At 61.2% G+C, this 26,936-nt stretch carries 25 protein-coding genes, 1 tRNA gene and 1 other RNA gene; 17 read left to right on the top strand and 10 right to left on the bottom strand.

The genetic code is table 11. The features are described 5' to 3' along the window. Positions 1-62 precede the first annotated feature (62 nt). From B4F27_RS17285 to B4F27_RS17275, 3 genes are all read right to left on the bottom strand, one after another. Positions 63-407, bottom strand: a complete 345-nt coding sequence (locus B4F27_RS17285) for a YbaB/EbfC family nucleoid-associated protein (protein ID WP_237277743.1) — start codon at positions 405-407, stop codon at positions 63-65. Positions 408-517: 110 nt separating this feature from the next. Further along, positions 518-2,266, bottom strand: coding sequence for a DNA polymerase III subunit gamma/tau (locus tag B4F27_RS17280; protein ID WP_005850048.1), 1,749 nt, complete (start codon positions 2,264-2,266; stop codon positions 518-520). 34 nt (positions 2,267-2,300) lie between these two features. Then, positions 2,301-2,663 carry a DUF202 domain-containing protein gene (locus tag B4F27_RS17275; RefSeq protein WP_037966831.1) on the bottom strand — a complete coding sequence of 121 codons (363 nt, stop codon included), beginning with the start codon at positions 2,661-2,663 and terminating at the stop codon, positions 2,301-2,303. Positions 2,664-2,726: 63 nt separating this feature from the next. On the opposite strand from B4F27_RS17275, the gene B4F27_RS17270 reads away from it, so the two are divergent. Continuing rightward, positions 2,727-3,572: a KPN_02809 family neutral zinc metallopeptidase gene (locus B4F27_RS17270; RefSeq protein WP_005850043.1), complete on the top strand. Its 846-nt coding sequence runs from the start codon at positions 2,727-2,729 to the stop codon at positions 3,570-3,572. Positions 3,573-3,809: 237 nt separating this feature from the next. Here the strand turns inward: B4F27_RS17270 and ffs are convergent. Next, an RNA gene (gene ffs / locus B4F27_RS17265) (signal recognition particle sRNA small type) lies at positions 3,810-3,907 on the bottom strand. A gap of 148 nt (positions 3,908-4,055) precedes the next feature. Between ffs and nudC the strand changes: the two genes are divergently transcribed. After that, positions 4,056-5,024: an NAD(+) diphosphatase gene (gene nudC / locus B4F27_RS17260; protein ID WP_132998169.1), complete on the top strand. Its 969-nt coding sequence runs from the start codon at positions 4,056-4,058 to the stop codon at positions 5,022-5,024. Between the two features lie 36 nt (positions 5,025-5,060). After that, on the top strand, positions 5,061-5,528 hold the full coding sequence (locus tag B4F27_RS17255; RefSeq protein WP_286760266.1) for an SRPBCC family protein: 468 nt from the start codon (positions 5,061-5,063) through the stop codon (positions 5,526-5,528). 23 nt (positions 5,529-5,551) lie between these two features. Here B4F27_RS17255 and B4F27_RS17250 read toward each other — a convergent pair whose 3' ends face one another. Beyond that, positions 5,552-6,400: a prephenate dehydratase gene (locus tag B4F27_RS17250; RefSeq protein ID WP_037941199.1), complete on the bottom strand. Its 849-nt coding sequence runs from the start codon at positions 6,398-6,400 to the stop codon at positions 5,552-5,554. Positions 6,401-6,532: 132 nt separating this feature from the next. Here B4F27_RS17250 and B4F27_RS17245 point away from each other — a divergent pair, with 132 nt between their 5' ends. The 5 genes from B4F27_RS17245 to B4F27_RS17225 all read left to right on the top strand — a co-directional run bounded on the left by B4F27_RS17245 (position 6,533) and on the right by B4F27_RS17225 (position 12,984). After that, entirely contained in the window at positions 6,533-7,042 is a 510-nt protein-coding gene (locus B4F27_RS17245; protein ID WP_074637260.1) for a c-type cytochrome, read from the top strand. Positions 7,043-7,229: 187 nt separating this feature from the next. Continuing rightward, positions 7,230-9,179 carry an extracellular solute-binding protein gene (locus B4F27_RS17240; protein ID WP_286760265.1) on the top strand — a complete coding sequence of 650 codons (1,950 nt, stop codon included), beginning with the start codon at positions 7,230-7,232 and terminating at the stop codon, positions 9,177-9,179. Positions 9,180-9,188: 9 nt separating this feature from the next. Next, complete coding sequence (locus tag B4F27_RS17235; protein WP_005850034.1) at positions 9,189-10,277, top strand: microcin C ABC transporter permease YejB; 1,089 nt, start codon at positions 9,189-9,191, stop codon at positions 10,275-10,277. 5 nt (positions 10,278-10,282) lie between these two features. Beyond that, positions 10,283-11,389: an ABC transporter permease gene (locus B4F27_RS17230; RefSeq protein ID WP_064215881.1), complete on the top strand. Its 1,107-nt coding sequence runs from the start codon at positions 10,283-10,285 to the stop codon at positions 11,387-11,389. Beyond that, entirely contained in the window at positions 11,386-12,984 is a 1,599-nt protein-coding gene (locus tag B4F27_RS17225; RefSeq protein ID WP_009825375.1) for an ABC transporter ATP-binding protein, read from the top strand. Before B4F27_RS17230 ends, B4F27_RS17225 begins: the two co-directional genes overlap by 4 nt. Positions 12,985-12,995: 11 nt before the next feature. Here the strand turns inward: B4F27_RS17225 and B4F27_RS17220 are convergent, their stop codons facing one another. Both B4F27_RS17220 and B4F27_RS17215 read right to left on the bottom strand, forming a co-directional pair. After that, positions 12,996-14,504, bottom strand: coding sequence for a D-alanyl-D-alanine carboxypeptidase family protein (locus tag B4F27_RS17220; RefSeq protein ID WP_037941210.1), 1,509 nt, complete (start codon positions 14,502-14,504; stop codon positions 12,996-12,998). A 245-nt stretch (positions 14,505-14,749) separates the two neighbouring features. Then, positions 14,750-15,442: an HAD family hydrolase gene (locus B4F27_RS17215; protein ID WP_037966822.1), complete on the bottom strand. Its 693-nt coding sequence runs from the start codon at positions 15,440-15,442 to the stop codon at positions 14,750-14,752. Between the two features lie 90 nt (positions 15,443-15,532). Here B4F27_RS17215 and clpS point away from each other — a divergent pair, with 90 nt between their 5' ends. From clpS to hemF, 4 genes are read left to right on the top strand one after another with little or no spacing between them, the layout of a single operon-like run. After that, positions 15,533-15,874, top strand: coding sequence for an ATP-dependent Clp protease adapter ClpS (gene clpS / locus B4F27_RS17210; protein ID WP_005850026.1), 342 nt, complete (start codon positions 15,533-15,535; stop codon positions 15,872-15,874). Between the two features lie 3 nt (positions 15,875-15,877). Further along, positions 15,878-16,870, top strand: a complete 993-nt coding sequence (locus tag B4F27_RS17205; protein WP_286760264.1) for a class I SAM-dependent methyltransferase — start codon at positions 15,878-15,880, stop codon at positions 16,868-16,870. A gap of 29 nt (positions 16,871-16,899) precedes the next feature. Then, positions 16,900-17,700 (top strand): SDR family NAD(P)-dependent oxidoreductase, encoded by an 801-nt coding sequence (locus B4F27_RS17200; protein ID WP_009825372.1) that lies wholly within the window; start codon positions 16,900-16,902, stop codon positions 17,698-17,700. 27 nt (positions 17,701-17,727) lie between these two features. Beyond that, positions 17,728-18,621 (top strand): oxygen-dependent coproporphyrinogen oxidase, encoded by an 894-nt coding sequence (hemF, locus tag B4F27_RS17195; RefSeq protein ID WP_005850020.1) that lies wholly within the window; start codon positions 17,728-17,730, stop codon positions 18,619-18,621. 107 nt (positions 18,622-18,728) lie between these two features. On the opposite strand, the gene B4F27_RS17190 is transcribed toward hemF, so the two are convergent. Continuing rightward, entirely contained in the window at positions 18,729-19,295 is a 567-nt protein-coding gene (locus B4F27_RS17190) for a fasciclin domain-containing protein (RefSeq protein WP_037953936.1), read from the bottom strand. A gap of 102 nt (positions 19,296-19,397) precedes the next feature. Continuing rightward, positions 19,398-20,351 carry a hydroxymethylbilane synthase gene (gene hemC / locus B4F27_RS17185; RefSeq protein WP_286760263.1) on the bottom strand — a complete coding sequence of 318 codons (954 nt, stop codon included), beginning with the start codon at positions 20,349-20,351 and terminating at the stop codon, positions 19,398-19,400. Positions 20,352-20,460: 109 nt separating this feature from the next. On the opposite strand from hemC, the gene hemE reads away from it, so the two are divergent. The 5 genes from hemE (at position 20,461) to B4F27_RS17160 (ending at position 24,894) form a co-directional block, all read left to right on the top strand. Continuing rightward, a complete protein-coding gene (hemE, locus tag B4F27_RS17180; RefSeq protein WP_005850013.1) occupies positions 20,461-21,510 on the top strand; it encodes a uroporphyrinogen decarboxylase in 1,050 nt (349 codons plus the stop codon). A gap of 62 nt (positions 21,511-21,572) precedes the next feature. Beyond that, positions 21,573-21,649: transfer RNA gene (locus tag B4F27_RS17175), tRNA-Met, on the top strand. Between the two features lie 215 nt (positions 21,650-21,864). Next, positions 21,865-22,899 carry a TRAP transporter substrate-binding protein gene (locus tag B4F27_RS17170; protein ID WP_037941222.1) on the top strand — a complete coding sequence of 345 codons (1,035 nt, stop codon included), beginning with the start codon at positions 21,865-21,867 and terminating at the stop codon, positions 22,897-22,899. Between the two features lie 95 nt (positions 22,900-22,994). Then, a complete protein-coding gene (locus tag B4F27_RS17165) occupies positions 22,995-23,576 on the top strand; it encodes a TRAP transporter small permease (protein WP_286760262.1) in 582 nt (193 codons plus the stop codon). Between the two features lies 1 nt (position 23,577). Next, positions 23,578-24,894: a TRAP transporter large permease gene (locus B4F27_RS17160; RefSeq protein ID WP_286760261.1), complete on the top strand. Its 1,317-nt coding sequence runs from the start codon at positions 23,578-23,580 to the stop codon at positions 24,892-24,894. Between the two features lie 77 nt (positions 24,895-24,971). On the opposite strand, the gene B4F27_RS17155 is transcribed toward B4F27_RS17160, so the two are convergent. Further along, a complete protein-coding gene (locus B4F27_RS17155) occupies positions 24,972-26,639 on the bottom strand; it encodes an ABC transporter substrate-binding protein (RefSeq protein WP_286760260.1) in 1,668 nt (555 codons plus the stop codon). Positions 26,640-26,936 lie beyond the last annotated feature (297 nt).

Raw genomic sequence — 26,936 nt, 5'->3', positions numbered from 1 at the left:
CCATGGCGTTGATGTGAAAGAGTTTAATGCCTTCGGCGAGGATTTAACCCCATTTGGAAGGATCAGAACGGCAGCTTCATATCCGCGGGCAGACCCATGCCTTCGGTCAGCTTGCTCATCTCGGACTGGGCGCGGTCGGTGGCTTTGGTCTGCGCGTCCTTGATCGCGGCGAGGATCAGGTCCTCGACGACTTCTTTCTCGTCGCCGTTGAAGATCGACGGATCGATATCCAGCGACTTCAGCTCGCCCTTGGCGGTGCAGGTCGCCTTGACCAGACCGGCACCGGATTCCCCTTCGACGATGATATTATGCATGTCTTCTTGCAGCTGCGCCATCTTGCCCTGCATTTCCTGCGCGCTCTTCATCATCTTGGCCATGTCACCCATGGCACCCAAACCTTTAAGCATGTGGTCGTCTCCTGTAGCTTTATTTGCTTATGTATATGCGGTCTTTGCCGCCCCCCGACAAGGGGTGCCCCGGCGTGGACAGGTCGCGGGCAGAGCAGGGGCAGGCGGGGTCAGTCGTCCTCGAAAGGGTCCCATTCGTCCTCGACCTCGGGCAGCGCTTCGGACACGGCGGCGGCGGCGATTTCCTCGGGCGTGCGGATCGACAGGATCTTGGCACCGGGAAAGCTCGCCATGACGGCCTGCATCAACGGGTGGTTTTCCGCCTGCGATTTCAGCGCGTTTTCCTTGGCGTCGCGGATCTCGGCGATGGTTTTCGCGCTGCTGTCGCCCACGATGGTCACGGCCCAGCGGTTGCCGGTCCACAGTTGCAGCCGCGTGCCAAGGCGCTGCGCCAGATCGCGGGGGGCGCTGTCGGTCGGGGTGAATTCGATCCGCCCCGGTTGATAGGCCGCCAGTCGGACCGAGGTCTCGACCTCCACCAACAGTTTCACGTCGCGGTTGCTTCGGATGAGCTCGACCACATGTTCAAACGTCGGGTAATGCGCCAAAGCCTGCGCCACCGCCGGGGCAAGTGCCGCCATCGTCGCGCCGCCCGCAGGCCCGCCCGACATCTGCTGGCTGCCCATAGCGCTGGTCGATCCACCTCCGGCGGGCACGGCGGCCCCGCCCCCCGGTCCCTGCGGCGGGGCGGGAGGAGGCGTGGTATTGGCCAGCTTGCGGGCAAGCTCTTCAGGGCTGGGCAGATCGGCGACATGGGTCAGGCGGATCACGGCCATCTCGGCGGCCATCATCGCATTGGGCGCGCTTGCCACCTCGTCCAGCGCTTTGAGCAACATCTGCCACAGACGGGTCAGCACGCGCATCGGCAGGGTTTCCGCCATGGTGACGCCACGGCTGCGTTCCTCGGGCGAGACGGTGGGATCTTCGGCGGCATCGGGGGTGATCTTGACCACCGATACCCAATGGGTGATCTCGGCCAGATCGCGCAGCACGGCCATCGGGTCGGCCCCGTCGGAATACTGGTTGCCCAGCTCGTCCAGCGCGCCGGCCGCATCGCCGCGCAGGATCATATCGAACAGGTCCAGCACCCGCCCGCGATCCGCCAGCCCCAGCATCGCACGCACCTGCACCGCCGTCGTTTCGCCCGCCCCGTGGCTGATTGCCTGATCCAGCAAGGACGTGGCATCGCGCGCCGACCCTTCGGCGGCACGGGTGATCAGCGCCAGCGCATCCTCCGCAATCTCGGCCCCTTCGGCGGTGGCGATCTTGCGCATCAGCGCGATCATCACCTCGGGTTCGATCCGGCGCAAATCAAAGCGTTGGCAGCGCGACAGCACGGTCACGGGCACCTTGCGAATCTCGGTCGTGGCGAAGATGAATTTGACGTGCTCTGGCGGTTCCTCAAGCGTCTTGAGCAGCGCGTTGAACGCGCCGGTCGACAGCATGTGCACCTCATCGATGATATAGACTTTGTACCGGGCCGAGGCCGCGCGGTAATGCACGCTGTCGATGATCTCGCGGATATTGCCGACGCCGGTGTTCGATGCGGCGTCCATCTCCATCACGTCGACATGACGGCCCTCCATGATGGCGACGCAATGTTCGCAAACCCCGCAGGGTTCCGTCGTCGGCCCGCCGTTGCCGTCCGGCCCGATGCAGTTCATCCCCTTGGCGATGATCCGTGCCGTGGTGGTTTTGCCGGTCCCGCGGATGCCGGTCATGATAAACGCCTGCGCAATGCGATCCGCCTCGAACGCGTTTTTCAGCGTGCGCACCATCGCGTCCTGCCCGACCAGATCGGCAAAGGTTTCAGGCCGGTATTTGCGGGCCAATACGCGATAGGCAGAGGGTGCTGTCATGACGATCCTGCAAGATTCGATTGAAGCCCTGAACCTAGAGCATCCAAAGGATGCCGCCAACCGCAACCGAGGCAAAGCTGAAAATCACCGCCAGCGTCTTCATCCGCGCATTGGGTTGCGCATTGGCATGGTGGTCGTTCAGCCGGTCCAGCGTCTTGGTCGCCGCATCATGGGCCGCCCAGAAGATATAGACCGCCGCGACGACAAAGATCGTCGCCACGCTTTTCGCGGCCCAGGTCGGGTCAAAATCCCCGAACACCGCCTTGAGCCCGATCGCCACCGCAAGCGACGCCATCCCCGTGCGCATCCACCCTGCAAAGGTGCGCTCGTTCGCCAAAATCGTGCGGTCTTCGGCCCAGTCGGTGCGGTTCTCGGCCAGCTCATTGCTTTTATTCATTGAACTATTGTGCGCGTCGCGCGTTACGCTGACAATAATATTTGACATAGCGGGGACAGATTTATGCGGTTGCGCGGCATCAGAAGAAGCAAAAACGTTGAGGTCCGCCGCGGCGGGCGCGGGGGCGGTGCCGGGCGTGCGGGCGGTCTGGGGATCGTCGGCGTCTTGGCGGTGCTGGCGATCGGCTATTTCACCGGCATCGACGTATCGCCCTTGCTGAACGGAGGCGGCGCGCCGCAAACCCAGCAGGGCGCGCCGGTCTCTGACTCTGACGCGCAGGCCACGCAGTTCACCGCGCAGGTGCTGGCCACGACCGAAGATGTCTGGGGCGAGATTTTCCCGCAGCAGTTGGGTCGTGAATACGTGCCGCCCAAGCTCGTTGTCTTTTCCAATGTCACGCAAAGTGCCTGCGGCGGGGCCTCTGGCGCGACGGGGCCGTTCTACTGCCCTGCGGATGAAAAGGCCTATATCGACACGCAATTCTTTGATCTTCTGGCGCAGCGCATGGGGGCAGGCGGGGATTTCGCCGCCGCCTATGTGATTGCCCACGAGGTCGCCCACCACGTTCAGAACGAACTGGGCATCCTGCCCAAGGTCGACGCGCTGCGCCGCCAATCCTCGACCGCCGAGGCGAACGCTCTGACCGTGCGGCTCGAGCTGATGGCTGATTGTTTTTCGGGCATCTGGGCCAAGAACGTCAAAGGTCTGATGGAGCGGGGCGATCTGGACGAGGCATTGAACGCTGCGCGCAAGATCGGCGATGACCACCTGCAACGTCAGGCCGGTCGCGTCCCGCAGCCGCACACCTTTACCCACGGCACGTCCGAGCAGCGCTCCAGCTGGTTCCAGCGCGGGTTCGATAGCGGTCAGGTCGGCCAATGCGACACATTCGCGGCAGAGCAGCTGTAACAGCGTTCGATGCTATAACGCAAAAATAATGATTATAAACAACAGGTTAAGTTACCCATGGGTAACCTTACCCGTTGCCTGTGGCCGTGCCGAAATGCCAATATCCAAACGCATGGAGGCACTGCGGGGCAGGGGCAATAAGCAAAACTATAGTGTGGCGGGGTGGGGTGCCCCTCTCGGGCCATCCTTTGGATGACCCTGCGGGGCGACGCGTATTTTGCTGCGCAAAATACGCTGGGGTGAGAGGCTGATAACGACCCAAGTGGGTCTCGTTACGGCTGCTTCCTTCCGGATCTGACCGGGTTGGCGAGGCACCTGCCCGCACCAACCTCTCACCGCCCATATAGTATAGGGCCGGATGGGATGCAAGACGGGCCCAAAGGCGTTTTTATCTCGGGCGTTTTTATCGGGCACGGCGCCATGCAGCCTTGGCATCGCGCGGTTTGGCCAATAGGCATGGTGCACGCAAACGGGAGGATACGCATGAAGCACGCCGAGACGGTCACTTTCGGAGGGTCAGCGCTTGACCGCGCCGGAGAGGTTCGCGCCGACAAGGAGGCCGTGGCCGCATTGCGCGCCGATGACGCCGCCCGCGCCATTCTGTTCTGGCGGGGCAAGGTCCTGATCGACCCCGCACGCCCCGCGTCTGTTGTGCGTTTGCCACTGGATCACCCGGTTCTGGCGGATGCCGGCTCTGCTCCGATTTTGCTGGGGCGCGAAGAGGGGGCCGCGCGGTTTGCCTATGACCTGTCGCCGTGGATGCCCGATGACTTCGACCCGCGCCAGCTGGGGTCTTTCGTGGATCAAAGCGAACAGCGCCACCCGATGTTGCCGCCCGACTATGCTTTCGTCGAAATGCGCCGCGTGATGACGTGGCTCAGCCCGCGTGACGCCGAGCTGGCCGCGACCGGCAAGGCCATTCTGGCGTGGCACGAAAACCACGGCTACTGCGCGCGCTGCGGCTTTGAAACCGTGGTGAATGACGCAGGCTGGCAACGCAATTGCCCCGCGTGTCGCGCGTCGCATTTTCCGCGCACCGATCCGGTTGTGATCATGCTGATTACCCACGGCAACTCTGTCCTGATGGGGCGGTCGCCGGGCTGGCCCGAGGGGATGTTCTCGCTTTTGGCGGGGTTTGTCGAACCGGGTGAAACGCTCGAAGCCGCCGTGCGCCGCGAGGTGTTTGAAGAGGCGGGCGTGCAGGTCGGTCAGGTCAGCTATCTTGCGAGCCAACCTTGGCCCTTTCCCGCGTCGCTCATGTTCGGCTGCGCCGGAGAGGCGACAAGCCACGAGATCACCATCGACCCCAAAGAGATCGAAGAGGCCCTGTGGGTGTCCAAAGAGGACATGATGGATGTCTTTGCCGGGCAACACCCCAAGATCAAACCGGCCCGAAAGGGGGCGATTGCGCATTTCCTGCTGGAAAACTGGCTTGCGGATACGCTGGATTAAGGCAACCTTCGGGAAAGACGACGAACAAGGCAGAACATGAAATTTTCCACCAAAGAAGACATCGACGCGCCGATTGATGCGGTATTCGACATGCTGTGCGAATTTGACCAGTTCGAACGCGCCGCCATGCGCCGCGGCGCAGAGGTGCAGCGCGTGGACCGGCTCGCAGAAGCGGGGCCGGGGATGCAGTGGGAAGCTGCCTTTGACATGCGCGGCAAACGACGCGAGCTTCAGGTCGAGATGGACCGTTTTGACCGCCCGACCGAAATGAAGCTGAACACCCGTTCGCAGGGGCTGACCGGCGACATGAGCTTTGATCTCGTCGCCCTGTCACGCAGCCGCACGCGCATCATGGTCGCGCTAGAGCTCAAGCCGCAAAACCTGTCGGCCCGTCTGCTGGTGCAGTCGTTGAAGCTGGCCAAGAATTCGCTGACCAAGAAGTTCAAGAAACGTGTCGGCGACTACGCCAAGGACATGGAAGACCGCTACCACAAACCCCACTAGGGGGTTTGCGGTGGTTGCCGCACTTACTGGCCGTGACGGTCGGGATGCGCGGGGTAGACGCCCAGAATGTCGATGAAGTTGGTGAAATGCGCCAACTCCTCCAGCGCGCGGGCGACGGCGGGGTCTTCGGGGTGGCCTTCGATATCGGCATAGAACTGTGTCGCCGTGAACGACCCGCCCGCCATGTAGCTTTCCAGCTTGGTCATGTTGACGCCATTGGTCGCGAAACCGCCCATGGCCTTGTAAAGTGCTGCCGGGATGTTGCGCACCTGAAAGACAAAGGTGGTCAGCATGTTTTCCGCACGGCGGGTCTGGTCCAGCTCGGGCGACATCAGCAAAAAGCGGGTGGTGTTATGGTCCAGATCCTCGATGTCGCGGGCCAGCACCTTGAGCCCGTGAATATCCGCCGCGACCTCGCTTGCCAGCACGCCGACATCGCGTTCCTCCGACACCGCAAGATCCGCCGCAGCCCCCGCGCTGTCTGCCGCTGCCTCTGAGGTGATGCCATGGGCGTCCAGCCAGCTGCGCGCCTGCGGGATCAGCACCATATGCGCGCGCACGTGTTTGATGTCTTCGAGCTTCACGCCGTCATGGGCCATCAGGCTGATGCGCACGCGCACGAACGCCTCTGCAATGATGCGCAGCCCGCTTTGCGGCAACAGCCGGTGGATGTCCGCAACCCGCCCGTAGGTCGAGTTTTCGACCGGCAGCATCGCCAGATCGGCGCGGCCTTCGCGCACGGCGCGGATCACCCCTTCGAAGGTCATGCAGGGCACCGGGATCATGTCGGGGCGGGCTTGCAGGCAGGCTTCATGGCTATAGGCCCCCAAAGCACCTTGAAAAGCGATGCGCGGCGCGGTTTTACTGGTCATCAGGGGCATCCTTCTTCAAGCCGTTGCCAACTATGGCGTTTGGTCGCGGTAACTACACCTTGCCCCGAAGAAGGGAAAGCAATAGATACGCCTGCAATACGATGCCCGAATACCAACGATGGACCTTCACGCATGTTCGATACAATGACCGTTACCAAAATCGCTGCCGGCCTGTTTGGCGCTTGGCTTGTCCTTCTGCTTGGCAAATTCGCGGGCGAAGAGCTTTATCATGCCGAAGCGTATGGCGAACAAGGCTATGTCATTGAAGTGGCAGACGCCTCTGGTGGCGGTGAGCCCGCTGAAGAAGTCGATTTCGCCGAGATCATGGCGGCCGCTGATCCGGCCAAGGGTGAAAAGGTTTTCCGCAAATGTTCCGCCTGTCACAAGGTTGAAGATGGTGCGAATGCGGTTGGTCCCTACCTCTACGGTGTTGTCGGGCGTCCGGTTGATTCCGCTGACGGGTATGCGTCCTACTCCGGCGCGCTTGAGAAATCGGCTGAGACATGGACCCCCGAGAACCTGAACGCCTTCCTGACCAAGCCTGCGGGTTTCGCGCCAGGCACTACGATGGGTTTCGCGGGTCTGCCCAAGATCGAAGACCGGGCGAATGTGATCGCCTATCTCGACAGCCTGGACAACTGATCCACCCCATATCCCGATTGCAAGGCCGCCCCCTCGTGGGCGGCCTTTTGCTGTGAAGTGCCCTGTTTTCAGTCAGGTAACATATTCGCAACTTGTAACTTGGGCGGTCGGGCCGTTAGCGTGTATCCGGCAGTGATCTGCCGCGACGACCCTTGTCTATCGCCTGTTGTTATAAAGGATACGCCCGATGCCCCGGACCCATGCCCGTGCTGACACACAATCGCAAACCCCCATGCTGCGCGTCGCTGGTGCGGCCTTGCTTGTTTTCGGGGCCGCGATGCTGGGCGGTGCTGCTTGGGGGCAAGAAGACGCTGCGCAGAGCAGTGACAAGATCATCACCGCGCATGGCTATTCCTTTTACGGCGATCTGAAATACCCCGCCGATTACACCCATTTCGACTATGTGAACCCCGACGCCCCCAAAGGCGGCGAGATTTCGATCTCGACCCTCGGGACGTTTGATTCGATGAACCCCTATTCGCGCAAGGGCCGCGGCGGCGCGTTGAGCACGGTGATGTATGAAAGCCTGCTTGGCGAGGGCGTCGGTGGAGAGATCGTGCCCGCCGATGTTTACGGCGAAGCCTATTGCCTGCTGTGCGAGAGCCTTGAATACCCCGAGAGCAAGGATTGGGTGGTGTTCCACATGCGCAAGGACGCGAAATTCTCGACCGGTGATCCGGTGACGGCCCATGACATCGCCTTTAGCCACAACCTGCTGCTGGATCAGGGGCTGAAATCCTATGCCGATGCAGTGCGCAAGCTGATCCCCAAGGTCGAGGTGATCGACGATTACACCATCAAGTTCTATTTCAGCCCCGGCGTGTCCCGGCGCAGCCTGATCGAACAGGTCGGCGGCGTGCCGGCGTGGTCGAAAAAATGGTACGAGGAAACCGGCGCGCGGCTCGACGAATCGCGGCTGGAAACCTCGCCCGGGTCCGGCCCCTATATGATCGACAGCATCGATGTGAACCGTCGCATCGTCTACAAGCGCAACCCCGATTACTGGGGCAAGGACCTTCCGTTCAACGTGGGCCGCAACAATTTCGATAAAATCCGCGTTGAATACTTCGGTGACGAGAATTCCGCGTTCGAGGCCTTCAAGGCGGGTGAATATACCTTCCGCACCGAGGGCAGTTCGAAACAATGGGCGTCGTCCTATGACTTCCCCAAGGTGACCGCGGGGCAGGTGGTCAAAGAGGATATCCCCGACGGGTCGCCCCCCACGCCCTCGGGCATCGTGTTCAACCTTGGCCGCGAGGTCTTGCAGGATAAGCGCGTGCGCGAGGCCGTGGCCCTGGGGTTCAACTTTGAATGGACCAATGAATCACTACAATACGGGCTGTTCAAACAGCGGGCGTCGTTTACGCAGGACACACCGCTGATGGCCACGGGCGCACCCCAAGGGGCGGAACTGGCGCTGCTGGAAAACCTTGGCGATGTCGTGCCGCCCGAACTGCTGACGCAAGACGCGGTCATGCCGCATACGTCGGATGCGAGCCGCCTGTCGGACCGTCGCAACCTGCGCCGCGCAATGAAGCTGCTGGACGAGGCCGGTTGGGCCGTGGGCGATGACGGCAAACGCTATAATGCGCAGGGCAAACCCTTGCAGTTGCGGTTCTTGCTGAACTCCTCGGGGTCGGCGACGCTGTCGGCGGTGATTGAAAACTTTATGTCGAATTTGCAGAACATGGGCATTGATGCCGTGCTCGAGAAAGTCGACAGTTCCCAATACACGGCCCGCGAACGGGACCGCGATTACGACATGGTCTATGACAGCTATGGGGCGTTTCTGGGCACAGGCACCGGGCTGGAACAACGCTATGGGTCAGAGGCGGCGGCCTATTCGCTGTTCAACCCTGCAGGGCTTGCCAGCCCGTTGGTGGATGCGATTGTGACCGCGTCGCTGGCGGCCGACACGAAAGAGGAAGAGGACGCCAGCCTGATGGCGCTGGATCGGGCGCTGCGCTATGAATTTTTCATGATCCCGACCTGGTATAACGACAGTTTCTGGACCGCCTATTACGACCAGTACGAACACCCCGAAACGCAGCCGCCTTACGCTTTGGGTTACCTCGATTTCTGGTGGTACAATGCCGATAAAGCAGACGCCTTGCGCGCTGCAGGCGCACTGAGGTAAACGCCGGCCATGGGCGCATATATTCTTCGACGGCTGTTGCTGATCATACCGACGTTGCTTGGGATCATGCTGATCAACTTTGCACTGGTGCAGTTTGTGCCGGGTGGCCCTGTTGAGCAGGCGATCGCGCGCATTCAGGGCGGTGGTGACGTGTTCGAAGGGTTCTCTGGCGGGGGATCGGATGCGGGGAATGCCGCAGATACCGGCGGCAACGAGAATTACGTTGGCGCACGGGGCCTGCCGCCCGAATTCATCGCCGAGCTTGAGAAAGAGTTCGGCTTTGACAAACCGCCGGTAGAGCGGTTCGTGAACATGCTGTGGAATTACATGCGGTTCGATTTCGGCGACAGCTACTTCCGGTCGATCAGCGTGATCGAGTTGATCAAGGAAAAGCTGCCCGTGTCGATCACGCTGGGGCTGTGGTCCACGTTGATTGCCTATCTGGTGTCGATCCCCCTTGGCATCCGCAAGGCGGTCAAGGATGGCACGGCCTTTGATACATGGACATCGGGCGCGATTATCGCCGCCTATGCGATCCCGGGCTTTCTGTTCGCGATCCTGCTGCTGGTGCTGTTCGCGGGCGGGTCCTACTGGCAGATATTTCCGCTGCGGGGGCTGACTTCGGATAACTTTGACCAGCTGAGCCCCTTGGGCAAGGTCGCGGATTACTTCTGGCACATCACGCTGCCGGTGCTGGCCTCGACCATCTCGGCCTTTGCGACGCTGACCTTGCTGACCAAGAACAGCTTTCTCGACGAGATCAAGAAGCAATATGTCGTCACGGCGCGGGCCAAGGGGCTGTCAGAGCGTAAGGTGTTGTACGGCCACGTCTTCCGCAACGCGATGCTGATCGTGATCGCGGGCTTTCCAGCGGTGTTTATCGGTGTGTTCTTTGGCGGCTCGCTGATCATCGAGACGATCTTTAGCCTTGATGGGCTGGGCCGTCTGGGGTTCGAGGCGGCGGTTGCGCGGGATTATCCGATCGTCTTCGGGACGCTGTTCATCTTTGGCCTTATCGGTCTGCTGGTCGGTATCCTGTCTGACCTGATGTATGTGGTCGTCGACCCGCGCATCGACTTTGAAAAACGCGAGGGCTGAACCCCATGGCGCTATCCCCGCTGAACCAACGCCGCTGGCGTAACTTTACCCGTAACCGCCGCGCCTATTGGAGCCTTTGGATTTTCGCGATCCTGTTTGGCATCTCGCTGTTTGCCGAATTCGTGGCCAACGACAAACCGATCCTCGTGAACTATCGCGGCGACTATTACATGCCGATCTTCAAGTTCTACCCCGAGACCGAATTCGGCGGCGATTTCCTGACCGAAGCGGTGTACCGCGACCCCGAAGTGCAATGTCTGATCGCCTCGGGCGGGTTGATCGACTGTCTGGACGACCCCGAGGGTATCATCGAGGACGCGCAGGATGGCGAGGTCGCGGGCGAGGCGATTGCGGCGGGCTGGTCGATCTGGCCGCCCATCCCCTATAGCTTTGACACCGCCGTGGACCGGCCCGGCGCGGCTCCGTTGCCGCCGAACGGGCAGAACCTGCTGGGCACCGATGGCACCAAACGTGACGTGCTGGCGCGGGTCATTCATGGCTTCCGGCTGTCGATCATCTTTACCCTGATTGTGACGGGCGCGGCATCGTTGATCGGGATCATCGCGGGGGCGGTGCAGGGGTTCTTTGGCGGCTGGACGGATCTGATCTTCCAGCGCGTGATCGAGATCTGGACCTCGACCCCGTCGCTTTATGTGATCATCATCATGTTCGCCATTCTGGGGCGCAGTTTCTGGCTGCTGGTGTTCTTGCTGGTGCTGTTCAGTTGGACATCGCTGGTGGGTGTGGTGCGGGCCGAATTCCTGCGCGCGCGGAACCTTGAATATGTGCGCGCGGCGCGCGCGCTTGGGGTGGGAAATATGACGATCATGTTCCGCCACATGCTGCCCAATGCGATGGTCGCGATGCTGACGATGCTGCCGTTTATCATCACCGGCACGATCAGCACGCTTGCGATCCTTGATTTTCTGGGCTTCGGCTTGCCGTCGTCGGCCCCGTCCCTGGGCGAGCTGACGTTGCAAGCCAAGCAGAACCTGCAAGCGCCCTGGCTGGCGTTCACCGCGTTCTTCACTTTTGCCATCATGCTGTCGCTGCTGATCTTTATCTTTGAAGGGATCCGCGACGCCTTTGACCCGAGAAAGACGTTCTCATGACGCCTTCGACCCAGAACGCCGCGGTGCTGCAAGTGGATGACCTGCGCGTCTCCTTCCGTCAGGAAGGCGCGTTGACCCATGCGGTCAAGGGCGTGAGCTTTGCCGTGCAGCGCGGGGAGACCGTGGCGCTGGTGGGGGAGTCCGGCTCGGGTAAATCCGTATCGGCGCTGAGCACCGTATCGCTGTTGGGCGACAGTGCCGAGGTGTCGGGATCGGTGCTGTACGACGGGCAGCAGATGGTCGGGGCGAGCGACAAGCTGCTGCGCAAGGTGCGTGGCAATGACATCAGCTTTATCTTTCAAGAGCCGATGACCTCGCTGAACCCGCTGCATACGATCGAAAAGCAGCTGGCGGAATCGCTGGCGCTGCATCAGGGCGTGGCAGGGGCCGAGGCGCGGGCGCGTATCCTTGAACTGCTGGACAAGGTCGGGATCGTGGATGCGGAAAGCCGGTTGGGTGCCTACCCGCATCAGCTGTCGGGTGGGCAACGGCAACGGGTGATGATCGCGATGGCGCTGGCCAACAAGCCCGATGTGTTGATCGCGGATGAGCCGACCACGGCCTTGGACGTGACCATTCAAGCGCAGATACTCGACCTGCTGAAAGAGCTGAAAGACAGCGAGGGCATGGGTCTGCTGTTCATCACCCATGATCTGGGCATCGTGCGCCGCATTGCCGACCGCGTCTGCGTGATGAAACAGGGCGAGATTGTCGAACACGGCCCCACGCACGAGATTTTTGACAACCCGCAGCACCCCTATACGATCAAGCTTTTGGGGGCGGAGCCGTCGGGCCGACCGGACCCGGTTGCCCCCGATGCCGAGGTGATCGCCAGCACCGATCATCTGAAGGTCTGGTTCCCGATCCAGAAGGGGTTCATGCGCAAGACGGTGGATCACGTGAAGGCGGTAAACGATGCGTCGCTGTCGGTGCGCGCGGGGGAAACCCTTGGTATCGTGGGTGAATCCGGGTCGGGCAAGACGACGCTGGCACTGGCGATCATGCGCTTGATCTCCTCTGAAGGGGGGATCAGCTTTATGGGGCAGGACGTGCGCAGTTGGTCCACGCGGCAGTTGCGACGGTTGCGCAAGGATATGCAGATCGTGTTTCAGGATCCGTTCGGCAGCCTGTCGCCGCGGATGACCTGTATGCAGATCATCGCCGAAGGGCTGAGCGTGCATAAGGTGGACCCCGACCGCAATCCGCGTGAACTGGTGCGCGATGTGATGATCGAGGTGGGTTTGGACCCGGCCACGATGGACCGCTATCCCCACGAATTTTCCGGCGGGCAACGTCAGCGGATCGCGATTGCGCGGGCGATGGTGCTGCGGCCCAAGCTGCTGGTGCTGGACGAGCCGACCTCGGCGCTGGATATGACCGTGCAGGTGCAGATCGTGGACCTGCTGCGCAATCTGCAGCGCAAATACGGGCTGGCCTATCTGTTCATCAGCCACGACCTGAAGGTCGTGCGCGCGATGTCGCATAAGGTGATGGTGATGAAGCGGGGGGATGTGGTCGAATACGGCGATGTCGATACGCTGTATGACAATCCGCAGTCCGACTACACGCGCACCTTGCTACAGGCGACGACCTGAGCAGGCCAAGCTTAAGAGCTTGGCCCGATCATAAAGCAGTTCACATTGCGGGCGACCAGACGGCGGCAGGCCAGATCGGCTGTCTCGCGGGTCATGCCAAGGAAGTTGGCGTCGAACCCTTGCGGGCGACGCACGACTTTGCGCAGGCTGCCGTCGAGGGTCGAGATTTCGGACAATGCGGTTTTCAGCAACACTTTCTCGGCGGCATAGCGGCTGGGATAGCGGCCCACATTCACGCCCCAGTGACGGCCACCAGATGTCGACACGCGGGTGATGACTTCGGGGGCTGGGGGCGCTTTGGGGGTGACCTGTTTGACCGCGGCGGTTTCAACCAGCGATGCGGCAGCCGAGGGGCGCAGCGTGGGCCGGACCGAGACCGAGGCGAGCAGGGTTTCCGCCTCTGCTGCGGGTTCCGGTGTCGGGGCAGGGGCCTCTGCCACGACGGGCGGCGCGGTTTTCTGCGCCTCTTTCAGCGCGGCGGTGATGTCCGAGTTCAGGATCGGCGAGGTCGCTTGGGGCACCTCTGCGGTGGCAACCACGACCTGAGGCTGGTGGCCCGGACGCAATGTGGGACGTTTGGAGGTGGTGACGGCCCCCACGAGGCGGATGACCTTGCCTGCGGCCCCGTCGGATGCGACGGGCGTATCTTCGACATCGGCGTAAGCGGGTTTGGAGGGTTTTTTCAGCGGCGCGCTGGAGGGGGCGCGGCGGAAGCCCAGATCCATCAGCTCGGCCACTTTAGCGTTCCGCGCGCTGGTGGAGGTGCCGCCGAAGACGGTCACGATAATGCGTTCATTGCCCCGTTCGGCCGAGGCGGTGAGGTTGAAGCCAGCGGCGCGGGTGTAGCCGGTCTTGATCCCGTCGGCGCCTTTGTAGGACGACAGGAAGCGACGGTTGGTGTGGCTGACCTTGCGCACGCCCGCATCGGCAGTGATGCGCGAGAACAGGTTGTAGTATTCGGGGTGATCATACAGCAGGTGGCGGCCCATGATGGTCATGTCATGTGCGGTCGACATGTGGCCGGATTCTGTCAGGCCGTGGGCGTTCTTGAAGGTGGTGTTGGTCATGCCAAGCGCCTTGGCGGTGCGGTTCATGCGGCGGGCGAATTTGGCCTCGGACCCTTCGATGGCTTCCCCGATGGCGGTGGCGGCGTCATTGGCAGATTTGACGGCCGCGGCGCGGATCAGGTAGCGCAGGGCGATGGTCTGGCCCGATTTCAGCCCCAGTTTGCTGGGCGGTTCGGACGCCGCGTGGCTGGTGATCTTGACCTTGCTGTCGAGCGAGATCTCACCACGTTTAATCGCCTCGAATGCGATATAAAGTGTCATCATTTTGGTGAGGGAGGCCGGGTGCAGACGGGTATCCGCGTTTCGGGAGTGCAACACTTCGCCGGTTCGGGCGTCGATCACATAGGCGGCATAGGGGGCCGCCATTGCGCTGAGCGGCAGGATCAGCAAGATCCATATAGCCGCAAGAATAAATAGCCCATACCGGGCTGGCTGCACACGCCGCACTCTCATCATAACTGCCTTTGCTCTGCCTCGGCCGTCGATTTTTCAACTGACCATTATTATTAAGGTAAGGTTACCATAGGACGTGTTTTCGATAAAGGCGTTCGATGTGGTGCAGCCCGGAAAAGAGGCGATTTCCGCGCAGCACATATAGCGTATGCCCAAAACTCCGCCACTATAGGGGCGATTGTGGCGGGAATGTGGCAAGAGTTGGGCGACAACGCAGCGAAGGTAAGGCGAGAATACAGCGGCGTTCAGGGCAGCAGTTCTGCCACTTCGGACAGGCGCGTGATCTGGTGGAAGCGGGGCGAATCACTCGGGGCGGGGGCGTGCTCCAGCGCCCAGGTGACGCCGTGGGGGATATAGACGCCATGCCCGCCCGCGTGGATCATCGGCACCACGTCCGATTTCATGGAGTTCCCGATCATCATGCCGCGGGCCGGACCGTCGCCGTGGGTGTCAAAGATGCGCTGGTAGGTTTGCGGGGTCTTGTCCGACACGATTTCAATCGCGGTGAACATATCACGCAGCCCGGATTCAGCGAGCTTGCGTTCCTGATCCAGCAGATCGCCCTTGGTCACCAGCACCAGCCGATAGTCGTCTTGCAGGGTTTCGAGGGTTTCGCGCACATCCGGCAGCAGTTCGACCGGATGGGCCAGCATATCCCGCCCCGCCGCCAGCAGTTCGGAGATGACATCGGCCGGTACGCGGCCCTCGGTGACCTCTATCGCGGTTTCGATCATCGAGAGGGTGAACCCTTTGATGCCAAAGCCGTAGTGGGGGATGTTGCGCCGCTCTGCCTCCAGCAGCCGGTCCATCAGGCTGTCGCGGTCGGTGTAATCGGCAAGAAGTTCCGCGAATTTGACCTGTGTCAAAGCAAAGAAGCGTTCGTTGTGCCATAAAGTGTCATCGGCATCAAAACCGATGGTCGTTAGCGGATTGCCCATCTTTGGCGCGCCCTCTTTTCTAATTCTGCTTTAGGGTTATATAGACGCCTACACGACTCACTTGAAACGACTTCTCAGGCAGGAGCAGCAATGCGCCTTGATGATCTTATGATGGCGGGCAAAGACCGGGACGACGACGAAACCGATCTGTTGACCAAGACCAAACCAAAGACCAAGCGGCCGCCTTTGTACAAGGTGATGCTGTTGAACGACGATTTCACCCCGATGGAATTTGTGGTGATCGTGCTTGAACGCTTCTTCGGGCTGAACCATGCTCAAGCCTTCGAGATCATGTTGACCGTGCATAAAAAAGGGCTGGCGGTCGTGGGCGTGTTCAGCCACGAGATTGCGGAAACCAAAGTTGCGCAGGTGATGGATTTCGCCCGGCGTCACCAGCACCCGCTGCAATGCACCATGGAAAAAGAAGAATAACACGTGATTGATGCACGTCTGCAACTGGCGCTTGACGGCGGTGGTCTTGAGTTGCCAGCTGAAGGGGCGATTGCCGTCTTTCAGCCCCCCCGTGACAGTGATTTGCCAGGTTTGGACAAAGACCGCGTGCAGATTATCCATGATTTCAAACCGGATTATGACGCATGGGCCGCGCGCGGCTATGATGTCGTGCGCACCATCAAGGACCGCTATGCGGCCTGTATCGTCTGCCTGCCACGCGCCAAGGCCGAAGCCCGCGCCGTGATCGCCGCCGCCTGCGAGGTCTGCGACGGGATCGTTGTGATCGACGGGCAAAAGACCGACGGTGCCGATAGTATCCTGCGCGAGATGCGCGACCGTGTGACCGTGCAGGGCCCGATCTCGAAGGCCCACGGCAAGATGTTCTGGATCTCGGAACCGGCGGCGGAGTTCTTTTCCGACTGGCGTCAGGGGCCGGAGCTGACCGAAGGCGGGTTCTGGACCGCGCCGGGGGTCTTTTCCGCCGATGGTGTCGATCTGGCCTCGGCGTTGCTGGTGGACGCCTTGCCCGAGAAGCTCGGGTCCGAGGTTGCCGATCTGGGGGCCGGTTGGGGCTTTTTGTCGGCCCACGCGCTGACACGGCCTGACATCAAGAACCTTTATCTTGTTGAAGCGGGACATATGGCGCTGGAATGTGCGCGCCGCAATGTCACCGATGATCGCGCGTCCTTTGCATGGGAGGATGCCACAAGCTGGGAGCCGCCCCACCGCATGGACAGCGTGATCATGAACCCGCCCTTCCACATCGGTCGCGCGGCTGAACCGCAGATCGGGCAGGCGTTTGTTGCCACGGCAGCACGCATCCTGTCGCCGCAAGGCAAGCTGTGGATGGTCGCGAACCGTCATCTGCCCTATGAGGCAGAGCTGAAAACCCGTTTCGCCCATGTCGAGGAAATCGGCGGCGATGCGCGGTTCAAACTGTTTCACGCGGCACGGCCTTTGCGCAAACGCCGATAGGCGGGCCGCGCCTGATTAAGGAACGATTTATGTCATTCTCAATCTCTGGCAAAAGCGTCATCGTCACCGGGGCCGCGAACGGTATCGGTTTGGCGATTGCCCGGCAATTCGCCGACAAGGGCGCAAATGTGATGTGTGCCGACATCGACGAGAAAGCGCTGGTCGAACAGCTGGGCGATGCCAAGGACGACGGCAACATCCGCTTTTTCGCCGGCGATCTGCGGCAACGGCTGACGATTGCGAACCTCGTCTCTGCCACCATTGACGCCTTTGACGAGGTTGACGTGTTGGTCAATGCCTCGCGGCAGTTCCTGCCGACGGATGCGCTGGACAATGATGACACCAGCGTTGAAACCCTGTGGCAGGAAAACGTGATGACCGCGATGCAGCTGACGCAGCAGGTCGCCAAACGCATGATCAAACAATCCGAGGGCAAGGAAGACGGCAGCGTGGGCAGCATCGTCAACCTCAGCTCGACCACCTCGCGGCACACACGGCCCGAGTTGATGGCCTATTCCATGGCGGCGGCCGCGCTTGAGCAGATGACACGGTCGATGGCGCTGACGCTGGCACCGCATCGCATCCGGGTGAACGCCGTGGCCTTCGGGTCGGTGATGAGCGGGTCGCTGAAAGCGTCCTGCGCCGAGAACCGCGAGTGGCGCGACGACATCCGCAACCACACGCCGCTGGGGCGCATCGCATCGCCGTCAGAGCTGGCCGACACGATCCAGTATCTTGCCGCCGACAGCTCCAGTTTCCTGACAGGCGAAGTGATCGTTGTGGACGGGGGGCGGTCCTTGCTGGACGCGGTGGACGCGCCGGCACACTAAAATACGCAGTAACGAAAGGCTTTGCGCATGACCGTTGATTTCGAGGCGGAGAAGACCCGCGCCGCTGAGTGGTTCCGCAGCTTGCGCGACCAGATCGTGGAGGCATTCGAAACGCTGGAGCGTGACCACGCCGAAGGCCCGCTGTCGGATGCCGCGCCCGGCACGTTCGAGGTGACCCCGACCAAACGCAGCAGCGACGACGGTAGTGACGCGGGCGGCGGTCTGATGAGCGTGATGCGTGGCGGGCGTGTGTTCGAAAAGGTCGGCGTCAACGTCTCTACGGTGTTCGGCACCCTGGGAGAGCGCGCGCAGGTCGCGATGGCGGCGCGCAAGGGCATCCCCGGCATGGCCGAAGACCCGCGGTTCTGGGCGTCGGGCATCAGTCTGGTCGCGCATATGCAGAACCCGCATGCCCCGGCGGTCCATATGAACACCCGCATGTTCTGGACCCCCCATGCCAGCTGGTTCGGTGGCGGGTCGGATCTGAATCCCTGCATCGAATATGACGAAGACACTGCGCATTTCCACGCCGTGCAAAAGGCGCATCTGGACCCTCATGGCAGCGATCTCTACCCGCGGCTGAAGGCCTGGGCGGACGAGTATTTCTATATCCCGCACCGCCACCGCGCGCGCGGGGTCGGCGGTATCTTTATGGATGATCACGCGACAGGCGATTGGGAGGCGGATTTTGCCCTGACACAGGATATCGGCCGCGCCTTCCTGCCCGCCTATCTGCCGCTGGTGCAAAAGCGGATCACGCAAGACTGGTCAGAGGCAGACAAGGAAGCGCAGCTGGTGCATCGCGGGCTTTATGCCGAATATAACCTTGTCTATGACCGCGGTACGAAATTCGGGCTGGAAACGGGCCATGACGCCAATGCGGTTCTCATGAGCCTGCCACCTTTGGCGAAGTGGATCTAGGGGGCCAGCCCCCGCCCTGCGGGCTCCCCCGGGATAGCTGCCATTTGGAATGAAAAAGGCCCCCGACCGTGCAGGTCGGGGGCCTTTTCGTCTAAACTGGTATCAGCTTATTGCTTTGGTAGCATCACGCCGTCGATAACGTGGATCACACCGTTGGACTGTTTGACATCTGCGATTTCGATGAAGGCCGTATTGCCGTTCTCGTCCGTCAGAATCACGCGGCCATCATCGGCGTAGGAGGCTTGCAGCGTGCAGCCGCCCAGTGTCGGCACGGGGTGCTCGCCGCCGTCGTCCTTGATCATGCCCTGCAGCGCGTCAGCCATCACGGCCTTGCCCACCACGTGGCAGGTCAGGATTTCGGTCAGACGCTCCTTGTTCTCTGGCTTGACCAGCATTTCGACGGTGCCTGGCTCAAGACGGTCGAAACCGGCGTTGGTGGGGGCGAACACGGTGAAGGGGCCTTCGCCTGCGAGGGTATCAACCAGACCGGCAGCTTTCACAGCAGCAACCAATGTGGTGTGGTCGGCAGAGTTCACGGCGTTTTCAACGATGTTCTTGTCGGCGAACATTTCAGCACCACCGACCATGGGGTTCTTCATCTCGTCGGCGAAAGCCGCACCAGCAGTCAGGGCCAGAGCTGCGGTTGCGGTCATCATCTTTTTAGCGAAAGTCATGGTGTTCTCCTCGGTTTATATCGTGATCATTTGGTGATCATGCCGAAGCAACGGGGCCATGCTGCGCTTAGTTTCAAACAGAGCGCGAATTTATTTTGGATGTTATCCTTTGACGTGCCAGTCGAAGAAGCCGGGCCCTGCCTGGGCCAGCAGGTCCTGCGCCAGATCGACGCCCATCTGACCGCCTTGCGCAACAGGGCCGCTGCGGTCACCGGCAATTGCCTCTGACCCGTCGGGGCGCAGGACCTGGCCGCGCAGGTGGAGCGTGTCGCCGTCCAGCGTGGCCAGCCCGGCAATCGGTGTCTCGCACGATCCGTCAAGCGTGAGCAGAAAGGCGCGCTCGGCGGCCAGACGTTGGCCCGTGGGGGTGTCGTGGATCGCGGCGAGCATGGCTTCGGTATCAAGGTCACCGGCGCGGCGTTCGATGCCAATGGCCCCTTGCGCCACCGCGGGCAGCATCAGCGTATCGTCGATCGGCGTGGCGGGGACGTGTTGCATGCCCAAACGGTTCAGACCGGCCACGGCGAGGAAGGTACATTCGGCCACACCATCGGCAAGCTTTTTCAGCCGCGTCTGCACATTGCCGCGGAATTCGACGACCTGCAGGTCGGGACGCTGGTGCAGCAGCTGCGCACGGCGGCGCAGGCTGGAGGTGCCGACAACCGCGCCTTCGGCGAGTTGGTCCAGCGCCGACAGGGTGGGCGCGACAAAGGCGTCGCGTGGGTCTTCGCGCGGCAGGTAGGTATCAAGCAGCAGGCCCCCCGGCTGGATCGTGGGCATGTCTTTCATCGAATGCACAGCGATGTCGATTTTGCCCGCCAGCAGGTCTTCTTCGATTTCGCGGGTGAACAGACCCTTGCCGCCGATGTCCTTGAGCGGGCGATCCTGAATGACATCGCCGGTGACTTTGATCACGACGATTTCAAACGCCGCCTGCGGGATTTCAAAGGCGGCGGCCAGACGGGCGCGGGTTTCATAGGCCTGAGCCATCGCCAGAGGCGAGCCGCGGGTGCCGATGCGCATGGGGTTTTCGGGGGTGGGCAGGTTCACAGTCATGGCTCTTCTTTAGGGGTGTGGATTTGATCTGACAAGCGGTGCCATTGCCTTGACATCGCGGCGCTACATCTTGACCTAAGACAAAACCATTGAAGAGTAGGAATCCCCGATGCCGCAGACCGACACGCAAAGCAAAACCATTCTGCGTTCATTGGCCGGAGAGACGCTGCCGGTGCCGCCGATCTGGATGATGCGGCAGGCCGGGCGCTATCTGCCCGAGTATAAGGCGACGCGGGCGCAGGCGGGGGATTTCCTGTCTTTGTGCTACAACCCCGAGCTGGCGACCGAGGTCACCTTGCAGCCGATCCGTCGTTACGGGTTTGATGCGGCGATCCTCTTTGCGGATATTTTGCTTGTCCCGCAGGCACTTGGCGCTGATTTGTGGTTTGTCACCGGCGAGGGGCCGCGCCTGTCCACGGTCACCACACAGGCGGATTTTGACCAGCTGCGGCCCGTGGGCGATATCCACGAGACGTTGAACCCGATCTATCAGACGGTGCGCAACCTTGCCGGTGAACTGCCGCGCGAGACGACGTTGATCGGCTTTGCCGGTGCGCCCTGGACTGTGGCGACCTATATGATCGCGGGGCAGGGGACCAAGGATCAGGGGCCTGCGCATCTGCTGCGCACCCAGGATAACGCCCTGTTCGAGAAGCTGTTGGACCTGATTACCAAGGCGACCATCGAATATATGTCTGCGCAAATTGACGCAGGCGCCGAGGTGATGAAGATCTTTGACAGCTGGGCGGGGTCGCTGCCGGGCGATGCTTTCGAGAAATACGCGCTGGCCCCTGCACGCGAGATCACGCAAGAGCTGAAGAAGCGCCATCCCGGTATTCCGATCATCGGTTTCCCGCGCGAGGCCGGCGATAAATACATCGGGTTCGCCAAGGCGACGGGGGTGGATTGTGTGGCGCTGGATAATTCCGTCTCGGCGGATTGGGCGGCCAAACATGTGCAGGTGGACGGTTGCGTGCAGGGCAACCTTGCATCGACCCATATGGTCACCGGCGGGCAGGCGCTGGTGGATGAGACGCGGCAGATCGTCAAAGCCTTTTCCAAGGGCCCGCATATTTTTAACCTTGGTCACGGGATCACGCCGGATGCCGACCCTGACAACGTGCAGCGCATGATTGATACGGTGCGCGAGGGCGAATAATCAAATAAGATTGGCTTTGGCTCTTGACGGGGGCCGAAGCCTGTCATACTCGGAGCGCCGATGGCGTTATAGCTCAGTTGGTTAGAGCGAACGACTCATAATCGTTAGGTCCCTGGTTCAAATCCAGGTAACGCCACCATCTCCCCCCCCCCCGCACAGATATGACTTTTGTAGGTTAGCTGTTGTTCAGCATGGCCCGTCGTGTGTCGTGTTCCCGAGCTGCGTGTTTTTCATCCGCTTGTACCGGAGGTGATTGATAATCCCCTGTCGCTGGTGTCAGAGTGTCACTCAGCTAAAGGCTCGGAACTGCTCGGCAACAGAGCGGTCCGTTTTGACTGAACACGGGAGATTAGAATGATGATGAGAAGAACCCTGATGGGGATCGCGGGTGCGGCCCTTGCCGTTGGCATGAGCGCGACCGGCGCGATGGCGCAAGAGGTTACCCTGCGCATGCACCAGTTCCTGCCGCCACAGGCCAATGTGCCCAAACTTATTCTGGATGTCTGGGCCGATAAGGTCGAAGCCGCCAGCGACAACAAGATCAAGATTGAACGCTACCCCTCCATGCAGCTTGGCGGGAAGCCACCTGAGCTGATGGATCAGGCGATTGACGGTGTGGCCGATATCGTCTGGACCGTGGTGGGCTATACCCCTGGCCGCTATCCCACGACCGAAGTGTTCGAGCTGCCCTTTATGGTCACCGACGCCCGCGCGGCGAGCTCTGCCTATTGGCAGATGTTCGAAAAGCATATGAAAGACACCGAGTTCAAGGACGTACATATTCTGGGCACATGGGTTCACGGCCCCGGCATGCTGCACACCAACACCGAAGTGCGGTCGCCCGACGATATGCAGGGTCTGAAGATTCGCGGCGGGTCGCGTCTGGTGAACCAGCTGCTCGAGATTACCGGCGCGACGCCAGTGGGCATGCCGGTTCCGGCGATTCCCGAAGGTCTGTCCAAGGGCGTAATCGACGGCACCACGATCCCGTGGGAAGTGACGCCATCGTTGAAAGTGCCGGAACTGGTGAAGAACCACACCGAATTTGACGGTGCCGCACTTTATACGCTGACCTTCGTGCTGGCGATGAACAAGGACCGCTATGACGGGCTGTCGGACGAGCTGAAAAAGGTTCTGGATGAAAACTCCGGTCTGGAATTCTCGGTCTTTGCGGGGGGCACACAGGCGGATGCCGATGGCCCTGCGCGTCAGGTCGCGGTTGATCTGGGCAACAACATCGTCGAGCTGAACGAAGAAGAGACCCAGGTCTGGCGCGATGCGTCGCAGCCGATCTACGACAGCTGGATTGCCGATATGGACAGCAAGGGCATCGACGGTCAGGCGCTGATCAATGAGGCGCGTGAATTGATGGATGCCTACGGCAAATAATTCCTGACGACGATAGCAGGCCCGCGGTGCATTCCTGCGCCGCGGGCCTGCTTGCTTGATACACCCCAAAATACCTAGACAAGATTGAGAGAACCATGCGTCGGCTGATATATTTTCTTGCCCGCTTTACCGCCGTGATCGGAGGGCTGGTGCTGATGGCGCTGGTGCTGATGACCACGGCCTCTATCATCGGGCGCACGGTCAACAAGATGCTGCATAGCCCCTTCTTTCAGGAGAAGCTGACCGGCCTGTCGCAGGGGCTGATTGACATGGGCATCGGCGAGATCAACGGCAATTATGAATTGCTCGAGGCGGGGGTCGCCTTCGCCATCTTCTCGTTCCTGCCGATCTGCCAGTATTACGGCGCCCATGCCACGGTGGATGTGTTTACCTCTTTCCTGCCGGCGCGGGTGAACCGTTGGATCATGGCCTTTTGGGAGGTCGTTCTGGCCGCGGTGATCGTGCTGATCATCTGGCGTCTCTACGAGGGGATGCAACGCTATCTTGGCAATGGCGAGACGACATTGTTCCTGCAATTTCCGGTGTGGTGGGCCTATGCCGCCAGCTTTGCGTCCGGCGTGATTGCCTGCGTTGTGGCGGCCTATTGCGCCGTGATCCGCGTGTTAGAGGCGATCCGCGGCACCGATATTCTTCCCAGCGAACAAGGGGCGCACTAAGATGACCAACCTAGAACTGGGCTTCTGGTCCTTTCCGGTGCTGCTGCTGATGATCTTTTTGCGCGCCCCTATCGGGCTGGCGATGCTGCTATGCGGGTTTGGCGGCTGGTATCTGGCGATGGGGGGCAACCCCACGCCGCTGCTGTCAAAGCTCAAGTCCGAGACCTACACGACGTTTTCCAGCTATTCGCTGAGCATCATTCCCATGTTCCTGCTGATGGGCCAATTCGCGACCCTATCGGGGATGAGCCAAGCCCTGTTCAAAGCGGCAGAGAGCTTTTTGGGGCATCGCCGCGGGGGTGTGGCGATGGCGGCCGTGGGGGCCTGCGCGGGCTTTGGCGCGATCTGCGGCAGCTCGCTGGCGACAGCGGCGACCATGTCGAAGGTCGCGCTGCCCGAGCTGCGCCGCTATGGCTATTCCGGCGGGTTTTCCACCGCGACACTGGCCGCGGGGGGGACATTGGGCATCCTGATCCCGCCGTCGGTCATTCTGGTGATCTATGCGATCCTGACAGAACAGAATATCGCCAAGCTGTTTCTGGCGGCCTTCCTGCCCGGTGTGCTGGCGGCCATCGGCTATGTTATCACGATCTCGATCTATGTGCGTCTGAACCCCAAATCCGCGGGCGTGCGCCCTGCGGTGCCCATGGGGGACCGCTTCAAGGCGCTGGCGAATACATGGCCGGTGCTGGTGATCTTTTTCGTCGTCGTGGGCGGCATCTATCTGGGGTGGTTCACCCCGACCGAAGGCGCGGCTGTGGGCGCTGCGGGCACCGGTCTGGCGGCGTTGCTGGCGGGTAGTCTGAACTGGGCGGTCTTGCGCGAAAGCCTGATGGGCACGGCCAAAACCACGGGGATGATCTTTTTCATCGTGCTGGGGGCGGGGTTCTATAACGGCTTTCTGGCCCTGTCGGGCGTGCCGCAATTCATGGCTGATTGGGTCTTGGGGCAGGGCTATAGCCCGTGGTTCGTGCTGGTCGTGATCCTTGTCTTCTACCTCGTTTTCGGCTGCCTGATGGACAGCCTGTCGATGATCCTGCTGACAGTGCCGATCTTTTTCCCCGTGATCTCGGCGATGGATTTCGGGATGAGCACAGAGCATCTGGCGATCTGGTTCGGCATCCTTGTGCTGATCGTGGTCGAGGTCGGTCTGATCACGCCACCGGTGGGGATGAACCTGTTCATCATCAACTCGATGGACCGTGAAACTCCGATGACAGAGACCTATAAGGCCGTGATGTATTTTGTCGGCTCCGACATCGTGCGGGTGATCATTCTGGTGATGTTCCCCGCGATCACGCTGTTCCTGCTGCCCTGACAGGGCACAGCGCTGTGACATGAAAAAAGGGCCGCGTCTGACGCGGCCCTTTCGTTTCGGGATTGGCAAACTGGTGTTTACGACGTCCAGGCCATCCGCGCGGGGTGGTATTCAAAGCCGATGTGGTGACCGGCCCCGACCAGCCCTTCGCGGGTGTGGTTATAAAGCGAGCGCCAGTAAGGCTGGATCGTGACGCCTTCGTTCTGGATCAGCGCTTCGCCCTTGGCCATCAGAGCGCGACGTTTTTCGACATCGGCGACCGACAGGGCCTCGGTCAGGAGGGCGTCGAATTCGGGGTTGGACCAGCCAAATTCGTTCCACGCCTCGCCCGAACGATAGGCCAGCGCCCAGATCTGCACACCCAGCGGACGCGCGTTCCAGTTGGTCGAGGAGAAGGGGTATTTCGTCCAGTCGTTCCAGAAGGTCGACCCCGGCAGGATCGTGCGTTTCACCTTGATGCCAGCGTCGCGCAACTGTGCGGCGACGGCATCTGTGGTGTCCTTGCGCCATGCGTCGTCGATGGAAAACAGCTCGTGTTCGTAGTCGGCCATGCCGGCTTCTTCCATCAGCGCGCGGGCACCTTCGGGGTCCGCCTCGCGCGGGGGAAGCTCGGCATATTCGGGGTGCATCGGGCCGACGTGGTGGTTTTCGGCGACCAGCCCGCGACCGGCATAGCCCAGTTCAAGCAGCACGGCGTTGTCGACCGCCATAGCCAGCGCCCGGCGGACACGCGCATCGGCATAGGGTGTCTTGCCATCCACCTCGGCCAGTTGGTTGGGGCGTATCACAATAGTCGCACCCGTGGCGATTTCGTTCTGGTTCCAGCCGTCCAGCGTGCTGAACACGTCGATGAATTCACCCTCGATGGAATAGGTGGCGTCGATCTCTTCTGCTTCGGCAGCGGCGACAAAGGCCGAAGGGTCAGTGCCGTAGTCGATGTATTCCAGCCGGTCGATATAGGGCCCGCCGTAGACCTCGGTGCCCCACCACGTGTGGTCGGGGTTCTTGACCAACACGGCCTTGATCCCGACTTCGACGGATTCGGGCAGGTAGGCACCGGTGCCGAGAGGGTTGTCGAGCATGGTTTCCGGATCAAACCCTTCGGGGACGATGGCGGCGGGATAATCGGCCATGCCGGGGATCAGGGTGATGTCGGGGCGGGGCAACGACAGCTTGACCGTATGGTCATCCACCACGGTGATCGCGCCTTCGATCGCCTGACCGGAGTCCTCGTCGATCAGCGTGGCAAAGCGCCCGGCCATCGAGTTGCCCTCGACCGATTTATCGCACCAGCCCGTGATGTTGCGCGCCACATCGTTGGCGGTGAAGGGCGTGCCATCGTTCCACGTGACACCTTTGCGCACATTCAGCACATATTCGGTGGCGTCTTCGTTGATCTCCCAGCTTTCGAGCAACGCGGGGGTGAAGGTGCCGTCATTCTCCCAGATCGCGAGATATTCAAGCCAGCCACGGGTGATGTTGGCGATCTGCGACCAGTCGTAGGTGCGCGGGTCTTTCAACGCGCGGACCTCCATCTGCATCCGTACGGTGCCGCCGGATTTATGCGCGGCCGCATGAGCGGGCGCTGCCATGCCGATCATCGCATAGGCGGTTGTCGCCGTGGCCCCAAAGGCGCTGGCGAGGGCCAGAAACTCGCGTCGGTTGACCGGATCGCGTTTGGCAGCTTCGGCAGAGGCGTGAATGGCGGCGGGTAAGGGGGTGCCGGTACGGGTTAAGAACGTCATGATCTTCCTCTCTGGTCGGGTGCTGCCCCTGTGGTTCGGGCGGCGGATACGAAGCACAAGCACAGGCGCTGGATGCTTTGCGGTGATGCAGCTTTGCTGCGTTTATTGACTAGAAATGTAACTAGCATGTATCACAGAGTTTCAAGCATTGCGCGGCGGTGCGTCAACCCACAGCAGCGGCGGTCACCGGGGTTTGCGCAAAACGCACTGCGCGCCCGACCCGGTTCAGGATCAGACGCGCGACCCGTGGCGTGCTGTTGGGCGCCTCCGGCGGGAGTTTATCTGGCAAAATGAAGC

This window comes from Sulfitobacter sp. UBA1132 (assembly GCF_002311545.1).
GTDB classification, from domain to species: Bacteria; Pseudomonadota; Alphaproteobacteria; order Rhodobacterales; family Rhodobacteraceae; genus Sulfitobacter; species Sulfitobacter pontiacus.
The sequence above is the reverse complement of the archived record's forward strand: the minus strand, read 5'-3'. Positions and strand labels throughout refer to the sequence as shown.

Bases quoted from the DNA above. Each gene is read 5' to 3' on its own strand.
- B4F27_RS17285 (WP_237277743.1), bottom strand. From the start codon at position 407: ATGCTTAAAGGTTTGGGTGCCATGGGTGACATGGCCAAGATGATGAAG.
- B4F27_RS17280 (WP_005850048.1), bottom strand. From the start codon at position 2,266: ATGACAGCACCCTCTGCCTATCGCGTATTGGCCCGCAAATACCGGCCT.
- B4F27_RS17275 (WP_037966831.1), bottom strand. From the start codon at position 2,663: ATGAATAAAAGCAATGAGCTGGCCGAGAACCGCACCGACTGGGCCGAA.
- B4F27_RS17270 (WP_005850043.1), top strand. From the start codon at position 2,727: ATGCGGTTGCGCGGCATCAGAAGAAGCAAAAACGTTGAGGTCCGCCGC.
- nudC (WP_132998169.1), top strand. From the start codon at position 4,056: ATGAAGCACGCCGAGACGGTCACTTTCGGAGGGTCAGCGCTTGACCGC.
- B4F27_RS17255 (WP_286760266.1), top strand. From the start codon at position 5,061: ATGAAATTTTCCACCAAAGAAGACATCGACGCGCCGATTGATGCGGTA.
- B4F27_RS17250 (WP_037941199.1), bottom strand. From the start codon at position 6,400: ATGACCAGTAAAACCGCGCCGCGCATCGCTTTTCAAGGTGCTTTGGGG.
- B4F27_RS17245 (WP_074637260.1), top strand. From the start codon at position 6,533: ATGTTCGATACAATGACCGTTACCAAAATCGCTGCCGGCCTGTTTGGC.
- B4F27_RS17240 (WP_286760265.1), top strand. From the start codon at position 7,230: ATGCCCCGGACCCATGCCCGTGCTGACACACAATCGCAAACCCCCATG.
- B4F27_RS17235 (WP_005850034.1), top strand. From the start codon at position 9,189: ATGGGCGCATATATTCTTCGACGGCTGTTGCTGATCATACCGACGTTG.
- B4F27_RS17230 (WP_064215881.1), top strand. From the start codon at position 10,283: ATGGCGCTATCCCCGCTGAACCAACGCCGCTGGCGTAACTTTACCCGT.
- B4F27_RS17225 (WP_009825375.1), top strand. From the start codon at position 11,386: ATGACGCCTTCGACCCAGAACGCCGCGGTGCTGCAAGTGGATGACCTG.
- B4F27_RS17220 (WP_037941210.1), bottom strand. From the start codon at position 14,504: ATGAGAGTGCGGCGTGTGCAGCCAGCCCGGTATGGGCTATTTATTCTT.
- B4F27_RS17215 (WP_037966822.1), bottom strand. From the start codon at position 15,442: ATGGGCAATCCGCTAACGACCATCGGTTTTGATGCCGATGACACTTTA.
- clpS (WP_005850026.1), top strand. From the start codon at position 15,533: ATGCGCCTTGATGATCTTATGATGGCGGGCAAAGACCGGGACGACGAC.
- B4F27_RS17200 (WP_009825372.1), top strand. From the start codon at position 16,900: ATGTCATTCTCAATCTCTGGCAAAAGCGTCATCGTCACCGGGGCCGCG.
- hemF (WP_005850020.1), top strand. From the start codon at position 17,728: ATGACCGTTGATTTCGAGGCGGAGAAGACCCGCGCCGCTGAGTGGTTC.
- B4F27_RS17190 (WP_037953936.1), bottom strand. From the start codon at position 19,295: ATGACTTTCGCTAAAAAGATGATGACCGCAACCGCAGCTCTGGCCCTG.
- hemC (WP_286760263.1), bottom strand. From the start codon at position 20,351: ATGACTGTGAACCTGCCCACCCCCGAAAACCCCATGCGCATCGGCACC.
- hemE (WP_005850013.1), top strand. From the start codon at position 20,461: ATGCCGCAGACCGACACGCAAAGCAAAACCATTCTGCGTTCATTGGCC.
- B4F27_RS17170 (WP_037941222.1), top strand. From the start codon at position 21,865: ATGATGATGAGAAGAACCCTGATGGGGATCGCGGGTGCGGCCCTTGCC.
- B4F27_RS17165 (WP_286760262.1), top strand. From the start codon at position 22,995: ATGCGTCGGCTGATATATTTTCTTGCCCGCTTTACCGCCGTGATCGGA.
- B4F27_RS17160 (WP_286760261.1), top strand. From the start codon at position 23,578: ATGACCAACCTAGAACTGGGCTTCTGGTCCTTTCCGGTGCTGCTGCTG.
- B4F27_RS17155 (WP_286760260.1), bottom strand. From the start codon at position 26,639: ATGACGTTCTTAACCCGTACCGGCACCCCCTTACCCGCCGCCATTCAC.